The organism is Streptomyces pilosus (assembly GCF_014649835.1).
Classification (GTDB): Bacteria; Actinomycetota; Actinomycetes; order Streptomycetales; family Streptomycetaceae; genus Streptomyces; species Streptomyces pilosus.
Map to the genome: position 1 here is coordinate 316,151 of NZ_BMTU01000007.1, position 19,312 is coordinate 335,462.

The window sequence follows — 19,312 nt, forward strand, 5'->3', positions numbered from 1 at the left end:
TGGACACGTGGCCACTGGCACGGAACCTCCTGCCACCGAACCCCATCCGCCGACCGGCGGCGTGCGCACCCGCACGCGCGCCGCGATCGCCGCCCCGCACCTGCGAACCGACCGCTGGTGGCTGGCCCCGGCCGCCACCGCGGCCGGGCTGCTCGCCTTCGTCGTCTACTCGACCTGGCGGGCCCTGGCCAACGCCGACTACTACGCGGCCCCCTACGTCTCCCCGTTCTACTCGCCGTGCCTGGCGGAGAACTGCGAGCCGATGAAGGCCGGACCCAACTGGGAGCTGTTCGGCGGCTGGTGGGGCCTCTCACCGGCGATCATCATCCTGATCTTCCCGCTCGGCTTCCGCCTGACCTGCTACTACTACCGCAAGGCCTACTACCGGGGCTTCTGGGCGTCCCCGCCGGCCTGCGCGGTGGCCGAACCGCACGCGAAGTACACCGGGGAGACCCGCTTCCCGCTGATCCTGCAGAACATCCACCGGTACTTCTTCTACGCGGCGCTGCTGGTCGCCTGCATCCTGACCTACGACACCGTGCTCGCCTTCCGGGACGAGGACTACGACTGGGGCCACATGGGGCTCGGCACCCTGGTGTTCCTCGTCAACATCGTGCTGATCTGGGCGTACACGATCTCCTGCCACTCCTGCCGGCACATCGTCGGCGGGAAGCTGAAGCACTTCTCCCGGCATCCGGTGCGCTACCGGATGTGGCAGTGGGTCGGCCGGCTGAACGCCCGGCACATGCAGCTCGCCTGGGCGTCGCTGCTGAGCGTGGCCCTCGCCGACCTCTACGTCTACCTCGTCGCGACCGGTGTCTTCGACGATCCGCGCTTCTTCTAGCTGGGGGCCTTACCTATGTCCGTGGTCGACCGACAGGAGTGGGACGTCGTCGTGGTCGGGGCCGGCGGCGCGGGCCTGCGCGCCGCCGTCGAGGCGCGCGAGCGGGGCGCCCGCACGGCCGTGATCTGCAAGTCGCTGTTCGGCAAGGCGCACACCGTGATGGCCGAGGGCGGCATCGCCGCGGCGATGGGCAACGTCAACTCCGGCGACAACTGGCAGGTGCACTTCCGCGACACCATGCGCGGCGGGAAGTTCCTCAACCAGTGGCGGATGGCCGAGCTGCACGCCCAGGAGGCCCCGCAGCGGGTGTGGGAGCTGGAGACCTGGGGCGCGCTGTTCGACCGGACGAAGGACGGCCGGATCTCGCAGCGCAACTTCGGCGGCCACGAGTACCCGCGCCTGGCGCACGTGGGCGACCGCACCGGCCTGGAGCTGATCCGCACCCTCCAGCAGAAGATCGTCGCCCTCCAGCAGGAGGACTTCCGCGAGACCGGGGACTACGAGTCCCGGCTGAAGGTCTTCCAGGAATGCACCGTCACCCGGGTGCTGAAGGACGGCCCCCTGGTCTCCGGCGTCTTCGGCTACGAGCGGGAGACCGGGCGCTTCTTCGTCCTGGAGGCACCCGCCGTGGTGATCGCCACCGGCGGGATCGGCAAGTCGTTCAAGGTCACGTCCAACTCGTGGGAGTACACCGGTGACGGGCACGCGCTGGCGCTGCTGGCCGGGGCGCCGCTGCTGAACATGGAGTTCGTGCAGTTCCACCCCACCGGGATGGTCTGGCCGCCCTCGGTGAAGGGCATCCTCGTCACCGAGTCGGTGCGCGGTGACGGCGGGGTGCTGCGCAACTCCGAGGGCAAGCGGTTCATGTTCGACTACGTCCCGGACGTCTTCAAGGACAAGTACGCCGAGTCCGAGGAGGAGGGCGACCGCTGGTACGAGGACCCGGACCACAACCGGCGCCCGCCCGAACTGCTCCCCCGCGACGAGGTGGCCCGCGCCATCAACGCCGAGGTCAAGGCGGGCCGCGGCTCCCCGCACGGCGGTGTCTTCCTGGACGTCTCCACACGCATGCCGGCCGAGGTCGTCAAGCGCCGGCTGCCGTCGATGTACCACCAGTTCAAGGAGCTCGCGGACGTCGACATCACGGCGGAGCCGATGGAGGTCGGGCCGACCTGCCACTACGTGATGGGCGGCATCGCCGTCGACTCCGACTCCGCGGCGGCGCGCGGCGTGCCGGGGCTGTTCGCCGCCGGTGAGGTGGCCGGGGGCATGCACGGCTCCAACCGGCTCGGCGGCAACTCGCTCTCCGACCTGCTGGTGTTCGGACGCCGGGCCGGCCGGCACGCGGCCGAGTACGCGGGCGCCGCGGGCGACGCGCGGCCCCGGGTGGACGACGCACAGGTCGACGCGGCCGCCGCCGAGGCGCTGCGCCCCTTCTCCGCGGAGGGGGAGACACCGGCCGAGGGCCCGCCGGAGAACCCGTACACCGTGCACCAGGAGCTCCAGCAGACGATGAACGACCTGGTCGGGATCATCCGCCGCGCGCCCGAGATGAAGCAGGCCCTCGACAGGCTCGCCGAGCTGCGGGTACGGGCCGGCCGCGCCGGGGTCGAGGGACACCGGCAGTTCAACCCGGGCTGGCACCTCGCCCTCGACCTCAGGAACATGCTGCTGGTCAGCGAGTGCGTGGCCCGGGCGGCCCTGGAACGCACCGAGTCGCGCGGCGGGCACACCCGCGAGGACCACCCCGGCATGGACCGCGCCTGGCGCAACGTCAACCTGCTGTGCGCCCTCACCGACCCCGGGGACGGCCTTCCGGCCGGCGAGGCGGCACGCGGCCGGATCGCCCTCACCCGGGAGACCACCGAACCCATCCGCCCCGACCTGCTCGCCCTCTTCGAGAAGGAGGAGCTGGTCAAGTACCTCGCCGAAGAGGAGCTCTACGAGTGAGCAGCTACGAGGCCCGCTTCAAGGTGTGGCGGGGGGACGTGCGGGGCGGCGGCCTGGAGGACTTCCGGGTCGAGGTGAACGACGGCGAGGTGGTGCTCGACATCATCCACCGCCTCCAGGCCACCCAGGCCCCCGACCTCGCCGTGCGCTGGAACTGCAAGGCCGGCAAGTGCGGCTCCTGCTCGGCGGAGATCAACGGGCGCCCCCGGCTGCTGTGCATGACCCGCATGTCGGTCTTCGAGCGGGACGAGACGATCACCGTGACCCCGCTGCGGGCCTTCCCGGTGGTCCGCGACCTGGTGACCGACGTCGGCTTCAACTACACCAAGGCCCGGCAGGTGCCGGCGTTCGTGCCGCCGGAGGGGGTCGGTGCGGGCGAGTACCGGATGATGCAGGAGGACGTGGACCGCCCCCAGGAGTTCCGCAAGTGCATCGAGTGCTTCCTGTGCCAGGACGTCTGCCACGTGGTCCGCGACCACGAGGAGAACAAGCCGGCCTTCGCCGGGCCGCGCTTCCTGATGCGGGTCGCCGAACTCGACATGCACCCGCTGGACGCCGCCGAGGAGTCCGGCCTGGACCGCAAGCGCACGGCGCAGGAGGAACACGGCCTCGGCTACTGCAACATCACCAAGTGCTGCACGGAGGTCTGCCCGGAGGGGATCAGGATCACGGACAACGCGCTGATCCCGCTCAAGGAACGGGCGGTGGACCGCAAGTACGACCCGCTGGTGTGGCTGGGCTCGAAGATCAGGAGGCGGTAGGACGCAGCCAGCCCTCCCGGTACTCCCTCCAGTTCGTCTCCGTCGCCGTGAAGTCGATGTACGGGGCGACACCGAAGAGCTCCCGGTCGGGGTCCGTCCGGGAGAGGCCGAGGCGGGCGCCGCGGACGGCGGCGGCGACGGTCTCGGCATGGCCCCAGTGACTGAAGTTGCTCTCGTGGTAGAAGGGCAGGCCCATCAGCAGGTGGGTGGTGGGCGGGGTGACCTCCAGGGCGAGGGAGGTCTGCTGCGCCACGTAGCCGCCGTAGGTGCTCTCCAGCGGCCGCGCGGTGTCGTACGACATCACGGCGATCTGGTCGACGCGCCGGGCCACCTGGCCGAAGAACTCCTGGGACCACCACTTGGGGTGGTCGGCGAAGAGACCGGCGACGGAGTGCAGGTTCGGGAGCGGGTCGATCTGGTGGGCGGCCACGCTGAGGCGCGCGTCCTCGGCACGGGTGAGGGCGCGCAGGTCGTCCAGGAGGGAGAGGTAGTCCCGGTCGCCGGAGTGCAGCGGCTCCAGGTCGAGGTGCACGCCGTCGTAGCCGGTGTCCAGGACCTGACCGGCGCTGCGGACGACCTCCGCGCGGGTGGCGGCGCGGTCCAGGTGCAGGCCGTCGGGGCCCCCGTTCGCGAGGACGTCCCCGAGGAAGGCCTGGACCCGGACGCCCGGCAGTTCCCGGTGCACCGCGTCGATGAACCAGCGGGCGCGCGGGTACGCCGACTTCGGCAGGGTGCCGTCGTGCTCCAGCGGGCCGGAGTGCACGTAGAGGTCACGGATGCCGGTGCCCTCCAGCCTGCGGGCGAGGGCGGTGACGTCGGCGTCCTTCTTCCGCCCGTCCACCCAGGCGTGCCCGAGCCACATGGCGTCCCGGTCACGGGTGTACGTGCCCTCCGCCGGGTCCCCCAGGTAGTTGACCCGCAGGGCGGTCTCGACGGCGAGGACCGGCACCACCAGGAGCAGGACGAGGACGAGCGCGGTGAGCCTGACCCGCCGCACCCAGGGCCTGCGCCGCTTGCCGGCCTCCGGTTCCGTGCCGGGCGCCGCTTTCGCGTCGGGTGCCGGTTCCGTGCCGGGCGTCGCATCCCGGGCCGGGCCGGCCGGCGTGGCCGCCCCCTCCTGCGGGTCCGTGCGTTCCATCCCGGCACCCCTCACCGCCGGCTCCCGCCGCCGGCCCCTGGTCGATGTTGAGGGGGAGGACGAGGGGAACGGGTGTTCCGGTTGCGGTCGGACGGCGGCCGGTGACCGCCGCACGTGCCGGTGCCCGGCGGGGCGGGGCTGTCAGAAGAGGCTCAGCAGGGCCTCCGCGGGGTCGGTGAGGGTGGTGTCGGTGCCGGGGAGGGGGAGTTCGAACCAGACCGTCTTGCCCCGGTGCGTACGGCGGGAGCCCCAGGCCGCGCTGAGCAGTCCGACGAGCTGGAGACCGCGGCCGCCCTCGTCGGTGTCACGGGCCCGCCGCCGGCGCGGCTGGACCAGGCCGGAGTCCCAGACCTCGCAGACCAGCGTGCGGTCGAGGAGCAGCCGGAGCCGGATCTCGCCCTCGCCGTACCGCAGGGCGTTGGTGACCAGTTCGCTGACCAGCAGCTCCGTGGTGTCGACCAGGGGCTCCATGTCCCAGGCGAGCAGCTGCGCGCGGGCGAACTCACGGGCCCGGCCCACGCTGCGCGGCTCGCGGGGCAGGGTCCAGTCGCCGACGGAGTCGGCGGGCAGTCCCTGGACGCGGGCCATCAGCAGGGCGATGTCGTCCTCGCCGTGGTGGGTGTCGAGGGTGTTGAGGACGTGGTCGCAGACGTCCTCCAGGGGTGCGGACGGGTCCGTCAGGGCGCCCACGAAGGCCTGCAGGCCCTCGTCGAGGGGGTGATCGCGGCTTTCGACCAGTCCATCCGTGTAGAGCGCGAGCAGGGCGCCTTCGGGCAGTTCGACCTCCACCTCCTCGAAGGGCTCCCCGCCGACGCCGAGCGGCATGCCGGGCGGCACGTCCAGCATCAGCGCGTTCTCGCCGGGTTCGACCAGGACGGGCGGCAGGTGCCCGGCGTTGGCGAAGGTGCAGCGCCGGGTCACCGAGTCGTAGACGGCGTAGACGCAGGTCGCCAGGTAGACCTCGGAGAGGTCCGCCTCGCGGGGACGGCGGGCCGCTCTGGTGGCCTGCTGGACGCCTCCCGCGAAGGCCGGGGTGCCGAGGCCCCGGGCGATCTCGTCCAACTGGGAGAGGACCTCCGCGGGTTCCAGGTCGAGCTGCGCCAGGGTGCGTACGGCGGTGCGCAGTTCGCCCATGGCGACGGCCGCACGCAGGCCGCGCCCCATGACGTCGCCGACGACCAGCGCGGTGCGGTGGCCCGGCAGTTCGATGACGTCGAACCAGTCGCCGCCGACCTCGCTGGGCCGGCCCGTCGCCGCGTTGCCCGGCAGGTAGCGGCAGGCGATGTCGAGGCCGGAGGCCTCCGGGTCGCCGGGCGGGAGCAGGGACCGCTGGAGTATCAGGGCGCGTTCGTGCTCGCGCCGGTACAGGCGGGCGTTGTCGATGCAGACGGCGGCCCGGGCGGCCAGTTCGACGGCGAGTTCGCGGTCGCGGTCGCCGAACGGCTCGCTGCCCTTGGTGCGGGCGAACTGGGCGAGGCCCACCACGGTGTCGTGGGCGACCATCGGCACGGCGAGCGTGGACTGCACCAGCCCGCCGTCGTCGCCCGGCACCTTCTGCGGGCGGGCGGTGCGCAGGGCGTCCGCACAGGGCGAGTTGAACGGGTAGTGGTGGACGGCGCCCAGCTTGACGGGCTCCCCGGTGCCGCTGAACGGCGCGTCGGAGACCGCGCTGGCGAAGGCGACCCTGCGCACCTCCGCGCTGCCGTCGGCGAGCCCCGGCGGGGTCTCGTCCCCGGCCAGCAGGCCCTGGTACAGGTCGACGGTGGCGAGGTCGCAGAAGCCGGGGACGACGACGTCGAGGAGCTCGCGCGCGGTCGTCTCCAGGTCCAGCGAATTGCCGATCCGGGCGCCCGCCTCGTTGAGGAGGGCGAGATTGCGCCGTGCGGCGGCGGCCTCGCGGGCGGCGGCGCGGCGGGCGGTGATGTCGGTTCCGAGCCAGGCGATGCCGATGGGCCGGCCGCTCCCGCTGTGCACGCGGTAGAGGTTGACGGACCAGTGGCGGCGCTCGTCGGAGCCCGGGACGAAGCCCGTGACGTGCATGTCCGTGATGGAGTCGCCGGACTCCAGGACCCGGCGCAGGGTCGCCGCGACCCGCTCGGCCTCCCCGCGCGGCAGGTAGTCGTGCACGCCCTTGCCGCGGTGGTCGTCGACGGTGCCGCCGAAGATGGAGGCGAACCGCTGGTTGGCGCGGCGGACCCGCAGGTCGGGGTCGATCAGCAGGAAACCGAACGGAGATTGGCCGAATATGGCCTGCGAGGCGGCGAGATCGGTCTCGATACGGCGCAGGGTGCGCACGTCGACGACGATGCAGACGGCGGCCTTCTCGCCCTCCTCGGTGCGGGTCGGCATGACGTAGACCTCGGCGAGGCCCTCCCGGTCGCGCGCGTCCGCCGCCGACGACTCCGGCAGCCGGATCGGCACCACACCGGTCCACTCGCGGCCGTCGAGGATCTCGGCCATCTTCCGCTGGCCGCGCTCCCGGCGGACGGGCTCGATGAACGCCTCTATGGGGTCCATGCCGACCGCGCGCTCCGCGGGGATGCCGAAGATCTGCTCGGCGCGCAGGCTCCACTGGTCGACCAGCCCGTCCGGGCCGATGGAGAAGGCGGCGACCTTGATGTAGTCGTACATGGAGCCGGGCGGACTGCTCTGCCACATCCCGTCGCCGGACGGAGCATCGCCTGGGACGGGGCCGTCGACGGCCCCGCTCCTCGCGCCGCCCGACGAGTCCTCGGACTCCGTGGCCTTCGCTGGTATCTCGCTCACGCGAACCGTCCCCTCCAGCTCACCGCGTCCGGCACCGGTCACCGGGGGCGGCTGCCCGCAGTATCCAGCACTACGGCGCCGCACAACACGGTGTTCACGATCACAGCACGGTCCCGATGCTTTTCGGTCCGCGCCGTGAGAACACTCCCAGTCTTCTAACCAGCGGACACGTCGTCGAATCCCCCTCATCGACAACCTCGGCGGGCCCGAACCGGTCACTCGACGGAAGGCTCCGGTGCGTACACCGGCGCACGGCCGTGCGAGGGCTCATCCGGGCAGCGTGAGTTCGAACCACACGGTCTTGCCGCGGACCCCCGGGCGGGTGCCCCAGCGGCGGGACGCGGAGGCCAGCAGCTGGAGTCCGCGTCCGTCCTCGTCCTCGGGCCGGGCGGCGCGGACGCGCGGAAGGTCGGCGAGCGGGTCGGAGACCTCGACCCGCAGGACACCGTCGTCCCCGGAGGGGCGCAGCAGGCGGACGCCGATGGGCGCGGTGGCGTGCTGGAGGGCGTTGGTGACGAGTTCGCTGACCAGCAGGGCCGCGAGGTCGCCGACGCTGTCGAGGTCCCACAGGCGCAGCTGGTCACGGACGGCGGAGCGGGCGGCGCGCACGGCCCCCGGGTCCGCGGAGAAGGTCCACGCGGCCCAGGTGCCGTCGGTGTCGGTCACGCGGACCACTTCCCGCCGGGGGAGTGAGGAAGCGAGGAAACCCGCCCATGTCCCGTTTCATGGGGTCAAGGGGTACATACCCGATATCACGGGCGGGGTACCGCGGACAGGGCGCATCGTGGCGTGCGCGGCCCGGAAAGGCGCCCACGCTCCGTCACCCCGGCGCCCGCGCGCGGGAATCGTGCCTCAGCCGGTCTCGTGCGCGCCGAGGTGGGCCAGGGTGTCGCGGACGGCGGGCACGTCGTGGTCGAGCCAGTCGACGTCCCAGATCCGGCCGGGGGTGAGCCAGCACAGTTCGTCGTGGTCCTGGAGGGGCCGGGGCGGTGCGGATCCGGGGCGCAGCCGCGCGGTCCACACCTGCATCACGTACGGCGTCCGCAGCGGCCACTCGCCCGGCACGCGTCCGGTCGCCTCGGCGTCGACGCCGAGTTCCTCGCGCAACTCCCGTACGACGGCGGCGTCGGGGGCCTCGTCCGGTTCGACCTTGCCGCCGGGCAGCTCCCAGCGTCCGGCCAGTTCGGCGGGCGCGCTCCTGCGGGCGGCGAGCAGCCGGCCCCCGTGCCACAGGGCCGCACCCACCACCACGATCCGCTCACTCATGCGCCGGAGCCTACGGGAGCGGGGTCAGCCGGACGACGTTCCGCCCGGGCTGATCCGCTCGACCCAATAGAGCTGTTTGTGCCCGCGCCCGTCGAGGCTGTCCGCGATCCGCTCCGCCTCGGCGCGGGTCGCGTACCTGCCCACCCGGTAGCGATTGCCGTTGTCGTCCTGGCGCACGACGAGCCAGGGAAGTGTCACCGTGCCGTCGTTCATCGCTCCCCTCCACTTCCCGTCCGCGCCCCGATCGGTAAGGAAACCCCAGTCCGCATATGCCCGAGCCTACGCCTTACCTTCACTGAGCGAATACGCCTTTTCACAAAGAGGCACGCAACCAGCCAGACCGGAGGGGGCGCACGGCGGCGGACGCGCCGTGCGCGAGGGTCCGCGCATCCGGTCGGCGGCATACCGCCGGGCGCGCGCCGCTTCGGGGGACGACCTGCGAGAACGGCCGGATCGCCACGGCGGCGGGGCTCCGGGGCCCCGGGCCGCGCGCCGGAGCTTCGGGCGGGCGCGGGGCGCGGAACGGAGCGCGAGGGAGTGATGGGGCGGGAGTGCGGTGCGGGGCGGGGAGCGCGAGGGCCGGAACCGCGCTACTTCACCGGCAGGTGGTAGGCGACCCGGTAGCGGTCGGCCGGGATCACCACGTCGGCGGTCTCCACCGGGCGGCCGGAGGCGAAGTAGGTGCGCTGGATGGCCAGGACGACGTGTCCGGGGACACCGCCGAGCAGCACCAGCTCCTCGGCGAGGCCGGGGCGGGCGCCGACCTCCTCCGTGACGTTGTCCACGATCACGTCGATGGCGCGCATGCGCTCGACGACGCCCATGCCGCCGAGCGGGCCCTCCTCGGGCAGCATCACAGGGGTCCGGCCCGTGAGGGCGAGCGGCTCCCAGGAGGTGGAGAGCATCATCGGCTCACCGGCCTCGCGGAAGAGGTACTTGGTACGCATCACGCGGTCGCCCGGCTCGATCCCGAGCCGCCCGGCGACGGCGGCGCAGGCGTCCCTCTGCTCGCTGCTGGACTCCCAGGTGCCGCGGACGCCCGCGTCGGCCTGCTCCTGGCGGAAGGGCGTGGCCCCGCGCTCCGGGCGGAACCCGGAGCGGGCGACCCTGCGGGGCACCGGACGCTCGCGCACGTACGTCCCCGAGCCGGAGCGGCCCTCCACGAGCCCCTCCGCCATCAGCACCTTGCGCGCCTCCAGGGCGACCGTGTCCGAGACGCCGTACTCCTCGCGGATCCTCGCCTGGGAGGGGAGCCGGGTGTGTGGGGGCAGCCTTCCGTCGACGATCTTCTTGCGGAGATCACCCGCGACGCGCAGGTACGCCGGCTGCTCACCGAATGTCACGGGCCACTCCCATCAGCTTGTACAGACAGCTACAGCGTGGCAACCGTAGGTTGTGCCGGGCAAGCGGAGGCCAAAGAATCACTCGATGTGATGACTTCTACCGGGTGAGGGCTTTACGCAGGCACTTTCTCCCCGCTATGGAGCCCCTCACACCTTCATGTCACCGCTTTCGGGCGCCTCGCCCCGCTCCTCCTCGTGGCGCGGTGGAGACGTGGCCAGGCCCAGAGCCTTGCGTGCGGTGACCGACTGCCGGGGGTCGATGAGGGTCAGCCCCCGGTCGGAGTGCGCGTAGTAGGTGTCCGCGTCGGTCGCCTCCGCGGCCCTGACCCACTCCTTCTCCGCCTCGGCCAGCCCGTCGGCCAGTTCGTCCAGCGGCGTCTGCGCGCCGGCGGGCCAGGTGTGCGCGCGCAGCATCCGGGTCTGCTCGGCGAGCGCCGTCGCGACCTCGTCCGCCCAGGCCGTGTGCCCCGGCAGGTCGTCCTCCGCGAACTCGGTGCCGGGGTGGTCGTCCAGGGCGGCGTTGAGCACCCCGGCGGCCTCCAGATAGGCCAGCTGGTGCGCGTCCAGGGTGGTCTCGTCGCGGCGCAGCGAGCCGGTGAGGGGGGACCGGCCGTCCCGCTCGCCGAGGACACAGGTGATCCCGCGGTCACCGAAGCGCCAGCTGTCCTCGGTCGGGAGGTAGTAGTACACGTCGACGGTGTCGGGCAGCGCCCAGCGGTCCATGACGTAGCCGTCCACGAGGTCGTAGCACCGCTCGTCGGCCGTCCCGGTGAGGGAGTCCTCGCCGGGGTAGGCGCCGCCGGGCAGGGTGACGAGGGCGAAGACCTCACCGTCGTGCTTTCGGGCGCAGGGCACCTTGGTGGCCTCGTCGGCCCAGCCCTCCAGTCCGGTGGGCGAGTTGAAGCAGTCTCCGGCGCGCAGCGCGAGGACGCTCTCCGCGCGCGCTCCCTCCTTCACGCCCTCCCAGAAGTCGGCCGCGGCTCCGGTGGCGAGCATCAGCGTCCACAGGGCGAGCCCGGCCGACGACAGCACGGCACCCGCGACGGCCATCCCCCGGCCGCGCTCCCCGCGCCGCTTGATCTGCCGCAGGGCGATCAGCCCCAGCACCAGCCCGACGGCCGGCACGAAGCACAGCAGGCCGAGGACCAGGGCGGCGATGGCGACCCCGTTGACGGCGACGGGCGGCCGGGGACCGTAGGGGCCGTAGAGCCCGTAGGGCGCGAACCCGGGCTGTGCCCCGTAGGGGTACTGCGGCGGCGGCTGGGCGCCCGGGGGCGGGCCGGCGGGGTACTGGCCCGAGGGGTCCTGCGGGCCGTGGGAGTGCGGGGGCCCGTAGGGCGGAGGTATGGACACGAGCCGCATCGTAGGCGCCGTGGCACGGGTCTCACCCCCGGGGATGCCTCCCCCGGGGGTGAGTGTGCCCGTCCGGGCGGGGGCGGGTCAGAACTGCAGGGCCCAGCCGTTGACGCGGCCGGTGTCCCACGTGGCGTTGTCGCTGACGCGCAGCTTCCAGACGCCGTTCGCCGACTCCGCGGAGGCGTCGACGGTGTAGGTGGTCCTGATGTCGTCCGCGCTGCCGCCGGTGCCGTACGACTTCAGCGTGTACGCCGTGCCGTCGGGGGCGATCAGCTGGACCTGGAGGTCACCGATGTAGGTGTGGGTGATGTCGACCTCCACGGCCAGGTCCGCGGGCGCGTTGCCCGGGACACCGGAGACGGTCACCGGGGACTCGACGGTGGCGCGGTCCGCGATGGTGTAGTCGGTGGTGTTCTCGAAGCGGTCACCGGGCGGCGGCGGGGTGTCGCCCCCCTCGCCCGTGAACAGCAGGCGGTTGGGCGATCCGGTGCCCGGGTTGCCGACGACGCCGGTGGTGGCGGCGGAGGTCAGCGCGGTGGACACCTGGGCGGGCGTGGCCGAGGGGTTCGCGGCCAGGTGGAGGGCGGCGGCACCGGCGACGTGCGGGCTCGCCATGGACGTGCCGGAGATGGTGTTGGTGGCCGTGTCGCTGGTGCGCCAGGCGGAGGTGATGGAGGAGCCGGGCGCGAACAGGTCCAGCACCGCCCCGTAGTTGGAGTAGCTGGCGCGGGCGTCGCCGGAGGTGGTGGCGCCGACCGTGATCGCCTCGGTGACGCGGGCCGGGGACTTGGTGTTCGCGTTGGTGGACTCGTTGCCGGCCGCGACGACGAAGGTGACGCCGGAGGCGACGGCGTTGCGGACCGCCGTGTCGAGGGCGCTGTCGGCGCCGCCGCCGAGGGACATGTTGGCGACGGCCGGCTTGACGGCGTTCCGCGCCACCCAGTCGATACCGGCGACGACCTGGGCGGTGGTGCCGGAGCCGGAGTTGTTGAGCACCCGGACGCCGACGACCTTCGCCTTCTTCGCCACCCCGTAGGAACCGCCCGCGACGGTGCCGGCGACATGGGTGCCGTGGCCGTGGCCGTCCTGGGCGGTGTTGTCGTTGTCGATGGCGTCGTAGCCGTCGGAGGCACGGCCGCCGAAGTCGCTGTGGCTGACGCGGACACCGGTGTCGATGACGTACGCCGTCACGCCCTCACCGGCCGAATCCGGGTAGGTGAAGGAGCTGTTGAGCGGGAGGTTGCGCTGGTCGATCCGGTCCAGGCCCCAGGAGGGCGGGTTGGGCTGGGTGCCGGTGACGTGGAAGGTGCGGTTCTGGACCACGGAGGCGACGGCCGGGTCGGCGGCCAGACGCTTCGCCTCGGTCTCGGAGGCCTCGACCTCATAGCCGTTGAGGGCCTTGGTGTACGTGCGCTCGATCTCGGCACCGTGCCTCGCGGCGACGGCCCGGCCCTCGGCGGTGCCGGAACGGGCCTCGTCCGCCTTCAGGGTGACGATGTAGCTGCCGGCGACCGCGTTCGCGTCGCCCGCGTACTGGATGCGGCCTTCGGGAGCGGCCGGGGCCGCGCCCGCGGGGAGAGCGGAGACCAGACCCGCGACGAGCGCCACGGAGGCCGCGGCACCGAGGGTGGCCAGTCTTCGCCGGGGATGACGCATCACTGCCATATGAGGGTTCCTCCTCAGTCGGTGGTGCGTGTGCTGTGGGGGGTGGTGCGGACGACGCACGTGCTGCGCGTGTGGCGGAACGAACCAGCCACTGACGGGATCATGTCAATATCGGCGGCCGGGGTCGTGCGTCAGCCGAAAGATTGAGGGTTCCACAGGAATTGCACAAGGGCCCTGCACCCACCACCCGCGACAACCGGCCTCCGGGCCGCCGCCGGCCGGCCCGCCGCCCCGACGTCACGTCCACCCCACACACCCCGCCGGCCCCCTGAGTCGCGCGCGGGCTCCGCGTCCGGTGGCATCGGGCGGCGCCGCCACCTGCGGCGTCGGGACGGCGCACGCCCCTCCCCCGGCCGGGCGCGGGAACCGGCTTGCGCCGCCCGTCTTCGGGTACAGCGAGGGAATGAGGATTGTCTCCACCGCATCCGAAGCATGATGAAGGCGTCGTTCCGGTGACGCGTCCCGACGGCCCCGGTGACGGCCGCCACGAGGTCCGGGGCGACGCCCCGGACGCTGTCGCGCTGGACATCGCCGACGCTGTGGAGAGTCTGACGAACCTGTGGTCGGTGGCCGCCCAGCAGGCCGCGCTGCGCCTGTCCACGCACCAGCTGCGGGCGCTGCTGGTCCTGGAGGCGGCCGCGGAGCTGAACCTGACCGCGCTGGCCGAGCGGCTGGGCATCGGGGCGCCCACGGCCAGCCGCCTCTGCGACCGGCTGGAGGCGGCGGGGATGCTGGAGCGTTCGCTGCACCCGGAGCGGCGCCGGGAGATCCGGCTGAGCCTGACCACCCAGGGACACCGCGTGCTGGACGACGTCGCCGCCCGGCGGGCGCGGGCCCTGGCGGCCGTGCTGGCGCGGATGGAACCGGCGGAGCGGTCTGCGCTGCGGCACGCCCTGCGGACGTTCCTCGCCGCCCGGGGCGGGGAGCCGCGCCCCCCGGAGGCGCTGTGACCGGGCGCCTGCACGCCGCCCCGGCCGTCTCCCGGCCCTGACGCGTCCCCCGCGCCGGGTCAGTGCCCCGTCGCGGTGCCGGGTCTGCCGGCCCAGTCGAGGCAGAGGACGGCCGCGTCGGTGGAGAGGTTCTCGTCGCCCGTGTGCTCCCTCAGACCGGCGATGACCGCGCGCGCCGTCTCGTGCGGCGGCGTCTGCCGTGCCGCGCTCAGGACCTGGCGCAGACCGCGTTCCCCGAAGAGGTCCCCGGTGGCCGAGCTGGTGCCGTGCACGCCCGAGCTGATGGCGACCAGTCGGTCCCCGGGCTCCACCCGGAAGGTCTGCTCCTCGTACGGTGTCTCCTCGAACATGCCCAGGGGGAACTGCGCGGTCAGCTCGATCCGTTCGACACCGGAGCCGCGCAGCCGGTAGATCTGCGGCGAGCCGGCGTCGACGGCACGGACCGTCCCCGTGTCCAGGTCGAAACGCAGCAGCAGCGTCGAGGCGTACACCTTGCCGCCGTACTGGGCGTAGACGGCCTGGTCGGCGAGGGCAGCCTGGTCGGCGAGGCCGATGCCGGCCCGGCGGGCGTTGCGCAGGGCGCCGACGGTGAGACCGGTGAGCAGGGCCGCGTCGATGCCCTGGCCCATGCCGTCGGTGAGGGTGACGGTGAGGTCGTCCGCGCCGGTGGACCAGTCGAAGTTGTCACCGCCGATCGCGTACGCGGGTTCCAGGTGGGCCCCGATGGTGTACTCGGGGCGGGCGCAGCCGCGCCCCGGCAGGAGCTGCCACTGCATCTCGGCCGCGAGGGTGAGGCGACGGGTGCGGCGGGCCCGCAGGTACAGGTCGGTGTCCCGGCCGGCCGTGGTGACCTCGTGCCCGAGTGCCGTGGCGAACTCACCGAGCCTGAGCACGGTGGCCGTGTCCGCGGAGCCGGCCGGGAGGCGGACGGAGAGGACGCCGAGCCGGTCGCCGCGCACCGTGATGGGGAGGTGGACCGCCTCGGTGGCCGGGTCGGCGGTGATCTCGACCACCGGCTTCTGGGAGGTGAACGCGGTGCCGGCCGGGCCGTCGTACGCGGAGACCGGTTCGCCCGTGTGCGGCAGGTGCGTGACCGGCTGGAGGACCGTGAGGCCATAGTCGGCCAGCAGGAGGGTGACCTCCCGGGCGCCGAACCCCTCCGCCAGCAGGGCCTCGGCGGTGGCGGGGAGGGCATGGGGCGGCGCCGCCCGCAGGCGGCTCTCCACGGATGGCTGCTGTCCGGACACGTTCACGGCATCCGCCCTCTCCCCTTGGACTTCCACGCTATCGCGGCGCCGGTCCGGCGCCGAAGCCGAGTACGGGATCCGGCACCGCGTGGGGCCGGGCCCCGCCCGGGCCGGGCACGAGCCGGGGCGCCGTCTCCGGCCCGGTGCTGTGGCGGAGCGGGAGGCAGACGTCCGGACGCCGTGGCGATCCCGCGGACGTCGGGCGGGATCACGGCACCGGCCCGGCGGGCGGGCGGGTGTCCCGTCCCCGGAAGGGGTCGTGCACCGGGACGTCCGGGGGGCGCGTCATCACTCCCCCGGGCGGGCCGCGGGCAGGTCGGCGGTCCAGACGACGACGGTGACGGTGGTGCCCCGGCCGGGTGCGGTGTCGAGCTCGAACTCGTGCACGAGGCGCCGGGCACCGCTGAGGCCGAGCCCCAGTCCGTCACCGCTGGTGTACCCGTCGGTCATGGCCAGCTCGACGTCATGGATCCCGGGACCGCTGTCGACGAAGGATAGCCGCACCCCCCGGATCGTGCCCCGCTCCAGCGGAGTGATCTCCACGTGGCCGCCACCGCCGTACACCAGGGTGTTGCGGGCCAGTTCGCTGGCCGCGGTGACCAGCTTGGTCAGCTGCACCAGGCCGAAGCCGAGCCCGGCCGCGACCTGGCGGATCTGCTGCCGCACCCAGGTCAGGTCCGTGTCCGAGCCGACCGGCAGGCACGTCGCGACGGCGGACCCGGGGGCCGCCGTCACATCCCCCGCCCCCGCCCGTCCGCGGCCGGCAGCCTCCGCGCCAGCCACTCCATCCCCTGCTCGACGTCGCGGGCGGTGGTCAGCCCGGGCAGGGTGAGGCCCAGCTCGGCCAGGGTGACCGCCACGGCGGGCCGCATGCCGACCACCACGGTGTGGGCCGCCAGCAGCCGGGCGTTCGCCGCGATCTCCGCGAGGACCCGTCCCAGGTAGGAGTCCACGATGTCCACACCGGAGATGTCGATGATCACACCGAGCGCCCCGCTGCGCGCGATGCGGTGGCTGACGTCCTGCCGGAGCCGCTCGGCCGTCCGGTCGTGCAGCTCTCCCTGGAGGGTGACGAGCAGGGTCCGTCCCAGCGCCAGGACCGGCACCGTGAGGCCGTCGCCCGGGTGGGCGGAGGTCACGGGGCACCCGCGTCCGGGGCGGCGTCGACGCCCTGCCGGGCGAGGGCGTAGGCCAGGGCGTCCGCCAGTGTCGCGCGGGTGACGACGGAACCGAGGTCGATGCCGAGGTGCACGATGGTCTGGGCGATGGCCGGACGGATGCCGGAGACGACGCACTCGGCCCCCATCAGCCGCGCGGCGTCGACCGTCTTCATCAGGTGCTGCGCGACGAGGGAGTCGACCGTGGACACCCCGGTGATGTCCAGGACGGCGTAGCGGGCGCCCCGGTCGGCGATGCTCTCCAGCAGGGACTCCATGACGACCTGGCTGCGGGCGCTGTCCAGCGTGCCGATCAGCGGCACCACGACGACGCCCTCCCGCAGGCTGATGACCGGCGTGGCCACCTCGAGCAGTTCCTCCCGCTGCCGCGCGATGAGCTCCTGGCCCGAACCGAGGGCCGTCCGCATCACCACCAGGCGCAGCGTGCCCATCAGCAGGGTCAGCGCCAGCACGCGCTCGGCCACCTCCGGGGCGGACGCGTCGGTGGCCTCCGCCCTCAGCAGCTCGACGACCGGCGCCCGCAGGGCGGCCACCTCGTCCGCGATCTGCGCGGGGCCGGCTCCGGTGCGGGTCCGGGACCCGGACATGCGCCCGAGCTGCTCGCGCACTTGGTCGAAGCCGGGGGCCGCGATGTCCTCCGGGCTCCCGGCCGACGCCACCTCGGACAAGGCGTCCACGACGGCCTTGCAGGCCTCCACCGCCTCGTCGCGGGAATCGGTGAAGACGGCACGGAAGAGCGGGGCGTCGGCCCAGCGCCGGGCGATCTGCTCCTTGCGGCGCTCCAGGAAGACTCCCAGCTCCCGCGCCGCCGACGCGACCGCCTCCTGCTCCGACACCTTCACCGTCACCTCCGTACGGGGCCGCGGCCCACCATGAGGCAATTATTGCCTCATGGCAAACGTTAGCGCCGACGGTGCACGGCGAACAACACGGGATCGTCACTCGTCACGGCGGGGTCCGGGGGTCTCCGCCCGGGTCAGCGGCCGTGGACCCGGTCAGCGGCCGTTCCAGTCGAGACAGACGACGAGGGCGTCGTCGTCGGGGAGGTTCCGGCCACGGTAGCCGGTCAGCTCGCGGAGGATGGCGCGCGGGACCTCGGCGGCCGGCAGCAGCCGGGTGGCCTGGATCGCCCGGGCGAGCGCGGCGTCCCCGTACGCCGTCCCCTGGGGGTCGGCGACCGCGTGCACCCCGTCGCTGACGAAGACGAGCCGGTCGCCGGGCTCGACCTGGAACTCCTGGGTGACGTAGTCGGTCTCGTCGAACATGCCCAGCGGGAGCTGCGGCTCGAAGGTGACCGGCTCGACCGAGCCGCCCCGCAGCCGGAGCATCCGCGGGGACCCGGCGTCCACGACCGCGACGCGTCCCGTCGCCAGGTCGAAGTCGAACATCAGCACCGACAGGTAGCAGCGGCCCCGGTAGTGGGCGTAGACCGCCTGGTCGGCGAGGGCGGCCTGGTCGGCGAGCGCGATCCCGGCCCGCCGCGCGTTGCGCAGGGCGTTGATGGCCAGGTTCGTCAGCAGGGAGGCTTCTATGCCCTCTCCCATGCCGTTGGTGACGTAGAGCATCAGATGGTCCGCCGTGGCGGACCAGTCGAAGTTGTCGCCGTGGATCGCGTACGCGGGTTCCAGCTGGGCGCCGAGCTCGTACTCGGGGCGGGCGCACGCGCGCCCGGGCAGCAGCTGCCACTGCATCTCGGCGGCCAGGGTGAGCCGGTCCTTGCGGCGCGCCTGGAGGTAGACGTCGGTGTCGCGCTCGGCGACGACCACCTCGTGGCCGAGCACCTGCGCGATCTCCGCGAGCTCCTCCAGGACGCCCTCGGCGCCGTCCTCGTCCGGCAGGGTCACCGTCAGTACGCCCAGCCGGTCGCCGCGCACGCTGACCGGCAGGTGCACGCGCGCCCGGCCGCCCGCGGTCTCGACCACCGGCTCCTGGGCGCCGAAGGCCCGGCCCACCACGCTGTTGTGCACGGACACCGGCTCCGACGTGTACGGCAGCACCGACACGGGCTGGAGCACCGTCAGGCCGTAGTCGGCCATGAACAACTCGGCGGATTCCGCCGCGTACAGCTCGGCCAGCACGCGACGGGCGGCGTCGAGCAGCTCGTGGGGTGCCGCTCTGCGCAGAGCCCGCTCAGCGGTCACGAATCTGTTCACGATGGCGATATCACCGATCCTTCGAAGAGTGCGGGCGGCTCCGGCCGGGCCGTGACACCGCCCACGGGCCGCACCGGGGCGTCCCGCCCATGTGTAACCGCCGCGCGCGACTAGTACGCTGGCGGCTGTCCCAGTGCCTGCGAGAGTGTGACAGTGGCTGCTTTCCGCCCCCGCCCGGAGCCCGCCGAGGTCGCCCGCGTGACCGCGACGGCGGGAGAGTTGCTGGAAGTCCTGTGGGGCCGCGCCTCGACCGCCCCGGCATCCGCGTCCCAGATGCGCGTGCTGCTCACCCTGGAGCACCAGGACGGGATCAACCTGCGCACGCTCAGCGCCGCCCTCGCCTCAACCCCCCCGTCCACCAGCCGGCTCTGCGACCGCCTGGTCGCCGTCGGCCTCGTCGAGCGGGTGGTCGGCCGGGCCGACCGCCGCGAGGTCCGGCTGCACCTGAGCACGCGGGGCCGCGCCTTCCTGGACGACCTGCGCGCACGGCGGGAGCAGGAGCTGCAGGCGGTGCTGACGCTCATGCCGGCCGACAAGCGGGCGGCGCTGCGCGAGGGTCTCGAGGCGTTCTGCGACGCGGCGGCGCTCCAGATGCACGACAGCGGCGTGCGGTCGGACGACCGGACCGCCTGACCACGGGGCCGTACCACCGGGCTCCCGGACGCGGCGGGGCGTCGGCGACCGGTGCGCGGAAG

The 19,312-nt window shown here is 73.3% G+C and carries 18 protein-coding genes; 5 read left to right on the top strand and 13 right to left on the bottom strand.

Going from position 1 to position 19,312, the window contains the following annotated elements:
* The first annotated feature begins 7 nt into the window (after positions 1 to 7).
* From sdhC to IE118_RS20305, 3 genes are read left to right on the top strand one after another with little or no spacing between them, the layout of a single operon-like run.
* Positions 8 to 844: a succinate dehydrogenase subunit SdhC gene (gene sdhC / locus IE118_RS20295; protein WP_189559381.1), complete on the top strand. Its 837-nt coding sequence runs from the start codon at positions 8 to 10 to the stop codon at positions 842 to 844.
* Positions 845 to 859: 15 nt separating this feature from the next.
* Positions 860 to 2,794, top strand: a complete 1,935-nt coding sequence (locus tag IE118_RS20300) for a fumarate reductase/succinate dehydrogenase flavoprotein subunit (protein WP_189559382.1) — start codon at positions 860 to 862, stop codon at positions 2,792 to 2,794.
* Entirely contained in the window at positions 2,791 to 3,555 is a 765-nt protein-coding gene (locus tag IE118_RS20305; RefSeq protein WP_189559383.1) for a succinate dehydrogenase/fumarate reductase iron-sulfur subunit, read from the top strand. Before IE118_RS20300 ends, IE118_RS20305 begins: the two co-directional genes overlap by 4 nt.
* On the opposite strand, the gene IE118_RS20310 is transcribed toward IE118_RS20305, so the two are convergent.
* The 8 genes from IE118_RS20310 to IE118_RS20345 form a co-directional block, all read right to left on the bottom strand.
* Positions 3,542 to 4,693: a glycoside hydrolase family 18 protein gene (locus IE118_RS20310; RefSeq protein WP_189559384.1), complete on the bottom strand. Its 1,152-nt coding sequence runs from the start codon at positions 4,691 to 4,693 to the stop codon at positions 3,542 to 3,544. The two genes, IE118_RS20305 and IE118_RS20310, sit on opposite strands and share 14 nt — an antisense overlap.
* Positions 4,694 to 4,834: 141 nt before the next feature.
* On the bottom strand, positions 4,835 to 7,459 hold the full coding sequence (locus IE118_RS20315; RefSeq protein WP_189559385.1) for a SpoIIE family protein phosphatase: 2,625 nt from the start codon (positions 7,457 to 7,459) through the stop codon (positions 4,835 to 4,837).
* Between the two features lie 267 nt (positions 7,460 to 7,726).
* Complete coding sequence (locus IE118_RS20320) at positions 7,727 to 8,134, bottom strand: ATP-binding protein (RefSeq protein ID WP_189559386.1); 408 nt, start codon at positions 8,132 to 8,134, stop codon at positions 7,727 to 7,729.
* Between the two features lie 177 nt (positions 8,135 to 8,311).
* Entirely contained in the window at positions 8,312 to 8,725 is a 414-nt protein-coding gene (locus IE118_RS20325) for a (deoxy)nucleoside triphosphate pyrophosphohydrolase (RefSeq protein ID WP_189559387.1), read from the bottom strand.
* Between the two features lie 24 nt (positions 8,726 to 8,749).
* On the bottom strand, positions 8,750 to 8,938 hold the full coding sequence (locus tag IE118_RS20330) for an SPOR domain-containing protein (protein ID WP_189559388.1): 189 nt from the start codon (positions 8,936 to 8,938) through the stop codon (positions 8,750 to 8,752).
* A 377-nt stretch (positions 8,939 to 9,315) separates the two neighbouring features.
* The gene (locus IE118_RS20335) at positions 9,316 to 10,068 is read right to left on the bottom strand and encodes a GntR family transcriptional regulator (protein ID WP_189559389.1); all 753 of its coding nucleotides are present in this window, start codon (positions 10,066 to 10,068) and stop codon (positions 9,316 to 9,318) included.
* Positions 10,069 to 10,215: 147 nt separating this feature from the next.
* Positions 10,216 to 11,421 carry a DUF4190 domain-containing protein gene (locus tag IE118_RS20340; protein WP_229846872.1) on the bottom strand — a complete coding sequence of 402 codons (1,206 nt, stop codon included), beginning with the start codon at positions 11,419 to 11,421 and terminating at the stop codon, positions 10,216 to 10,218.
* A gap of 87 nt (positions 11,422 to 11,508) precedes the next feature.
* On the bottom strand, positions 11,509 to 13,089 hold the full coding sequence (locus tag IE118_RS20345) for a S8 family peptidase (RefSeq protein ID WP_189559391.1): 1,581 nt from the start codon (positions 13,087 to 13,089) through the stop codon (positions 11,509 to 11,511).
* A 452-nt stretch (positions 13,090 to 13,541) separates the two neighbouring features.
* Between IE118_RS20345 and IE118_RS20350 the strand changes: the two genes are divergently transcribed.
* Positions 13,542 to 14,039 carry a MarR family winged helix-turn-helix transcriptional regulator gene (locus tag IE118_RS20350; protein ID WP_189559392.1) on the top strand — a complete coding sequence of 166 codons (498 nt, stop codon included), beginning with the start codon at positions 13,542 to 13,544 and terminating at the stop codon, positions 14,037 to 14,039.
* Positions 14,040 to 14,098: 59 nt separating this feature from the next.
* On the opposite strand, the gene IE118_RS20355 is transcribed toward IE118_RS20350, so the two are convergent.
* From IE118_RS20355 to IE118_RS20375, 5 genes are all read right to left on the bottom strand, one after another.
* Positions 14,099 to 15,292 carry a PP2C family protein-serine/threonine phosphatase gene (locus tag IE118_RS20355; RefSeq protein WP_189559393.1) on the bottom strand — a complete coding sequence of 398 codons (1,194 nt, stop codon included), beginning with the start codon at positions 15,290 to 15,292 and terminating at the stop codon, positions 14,099 to 14,101.
* Positions 15,293 to 15,574: 282 nt separating this feature from the next.
* Positions 15,575 to 16,021, bottom strand: a complete 447-nt coding sequence (locus IE118_RS20360) for an ATP-binding protein (protein WP_189559394.1) — start codon at positions 16,019 to 16,021, stop codon at positions 15,575 to 15,577.
* Entirely contained in the window at positions 16,018 to 16,425 is a 408-nt protein-coding gene (locus IE118_RS20365) for an STAS domain-containing protein (RefSeq protein WP_189559395.1), read from the bottom strand. Before IE118_RS20365 ends, IE118_RS20360 begins: the two co-directional genes overlap by 4 nt.
* Positions 16,422 to 17,306, bottom strand: coding sequence for an STAS domain-containing protein (locus IE118_RS20370; protein WP_189559396.1), 885 nt, complete (start codon positions 17,304 to 17,306; stop codon positions 16,422 to 16,424). The genes IE118_RS20365 and IE118_RS20370 overlap by 4 nt, the downstream gene beginning before the upstream one ends.
* 153 nt (positions 17,307 to 17,459) lie before the next feature.
* Positions 17,460 to 18,617 carry a PP2C family protein-serine/threonine phosphatase gene (locus IE118_RS20375; protein ID WP_189559397.1) on the bottom strand — a complete coding sequence of 386 codons (1,158 nt, stop codon included), beginning with the start codon at positions 18,615 to 18,617 and terminating at the stop codon, positions 17,460 to 17,462.
* A 147-nt stretch (positions 18,618 to 18,764) separates the two neighbouring features.
* On the opposite strand from IE118_RS20375, the gene IE118_RS20380 reads away from it, so the two are divergent.
* On the top strand, positions 18,765 to 19,250 hold the full coding sequence (locus tag IE118_RS20380) for a MarR family winged helix-turn-helix transcriptional regulator (protein ID WP_189559398.1): 486 nt from the start codon (positions 18,765 to 18,767) through the stop codon (positions 19,248 to 19,250).
* The last annotated feature ends 62 nt before the right edge of the window (positions 19,251 to 19,312 follow it).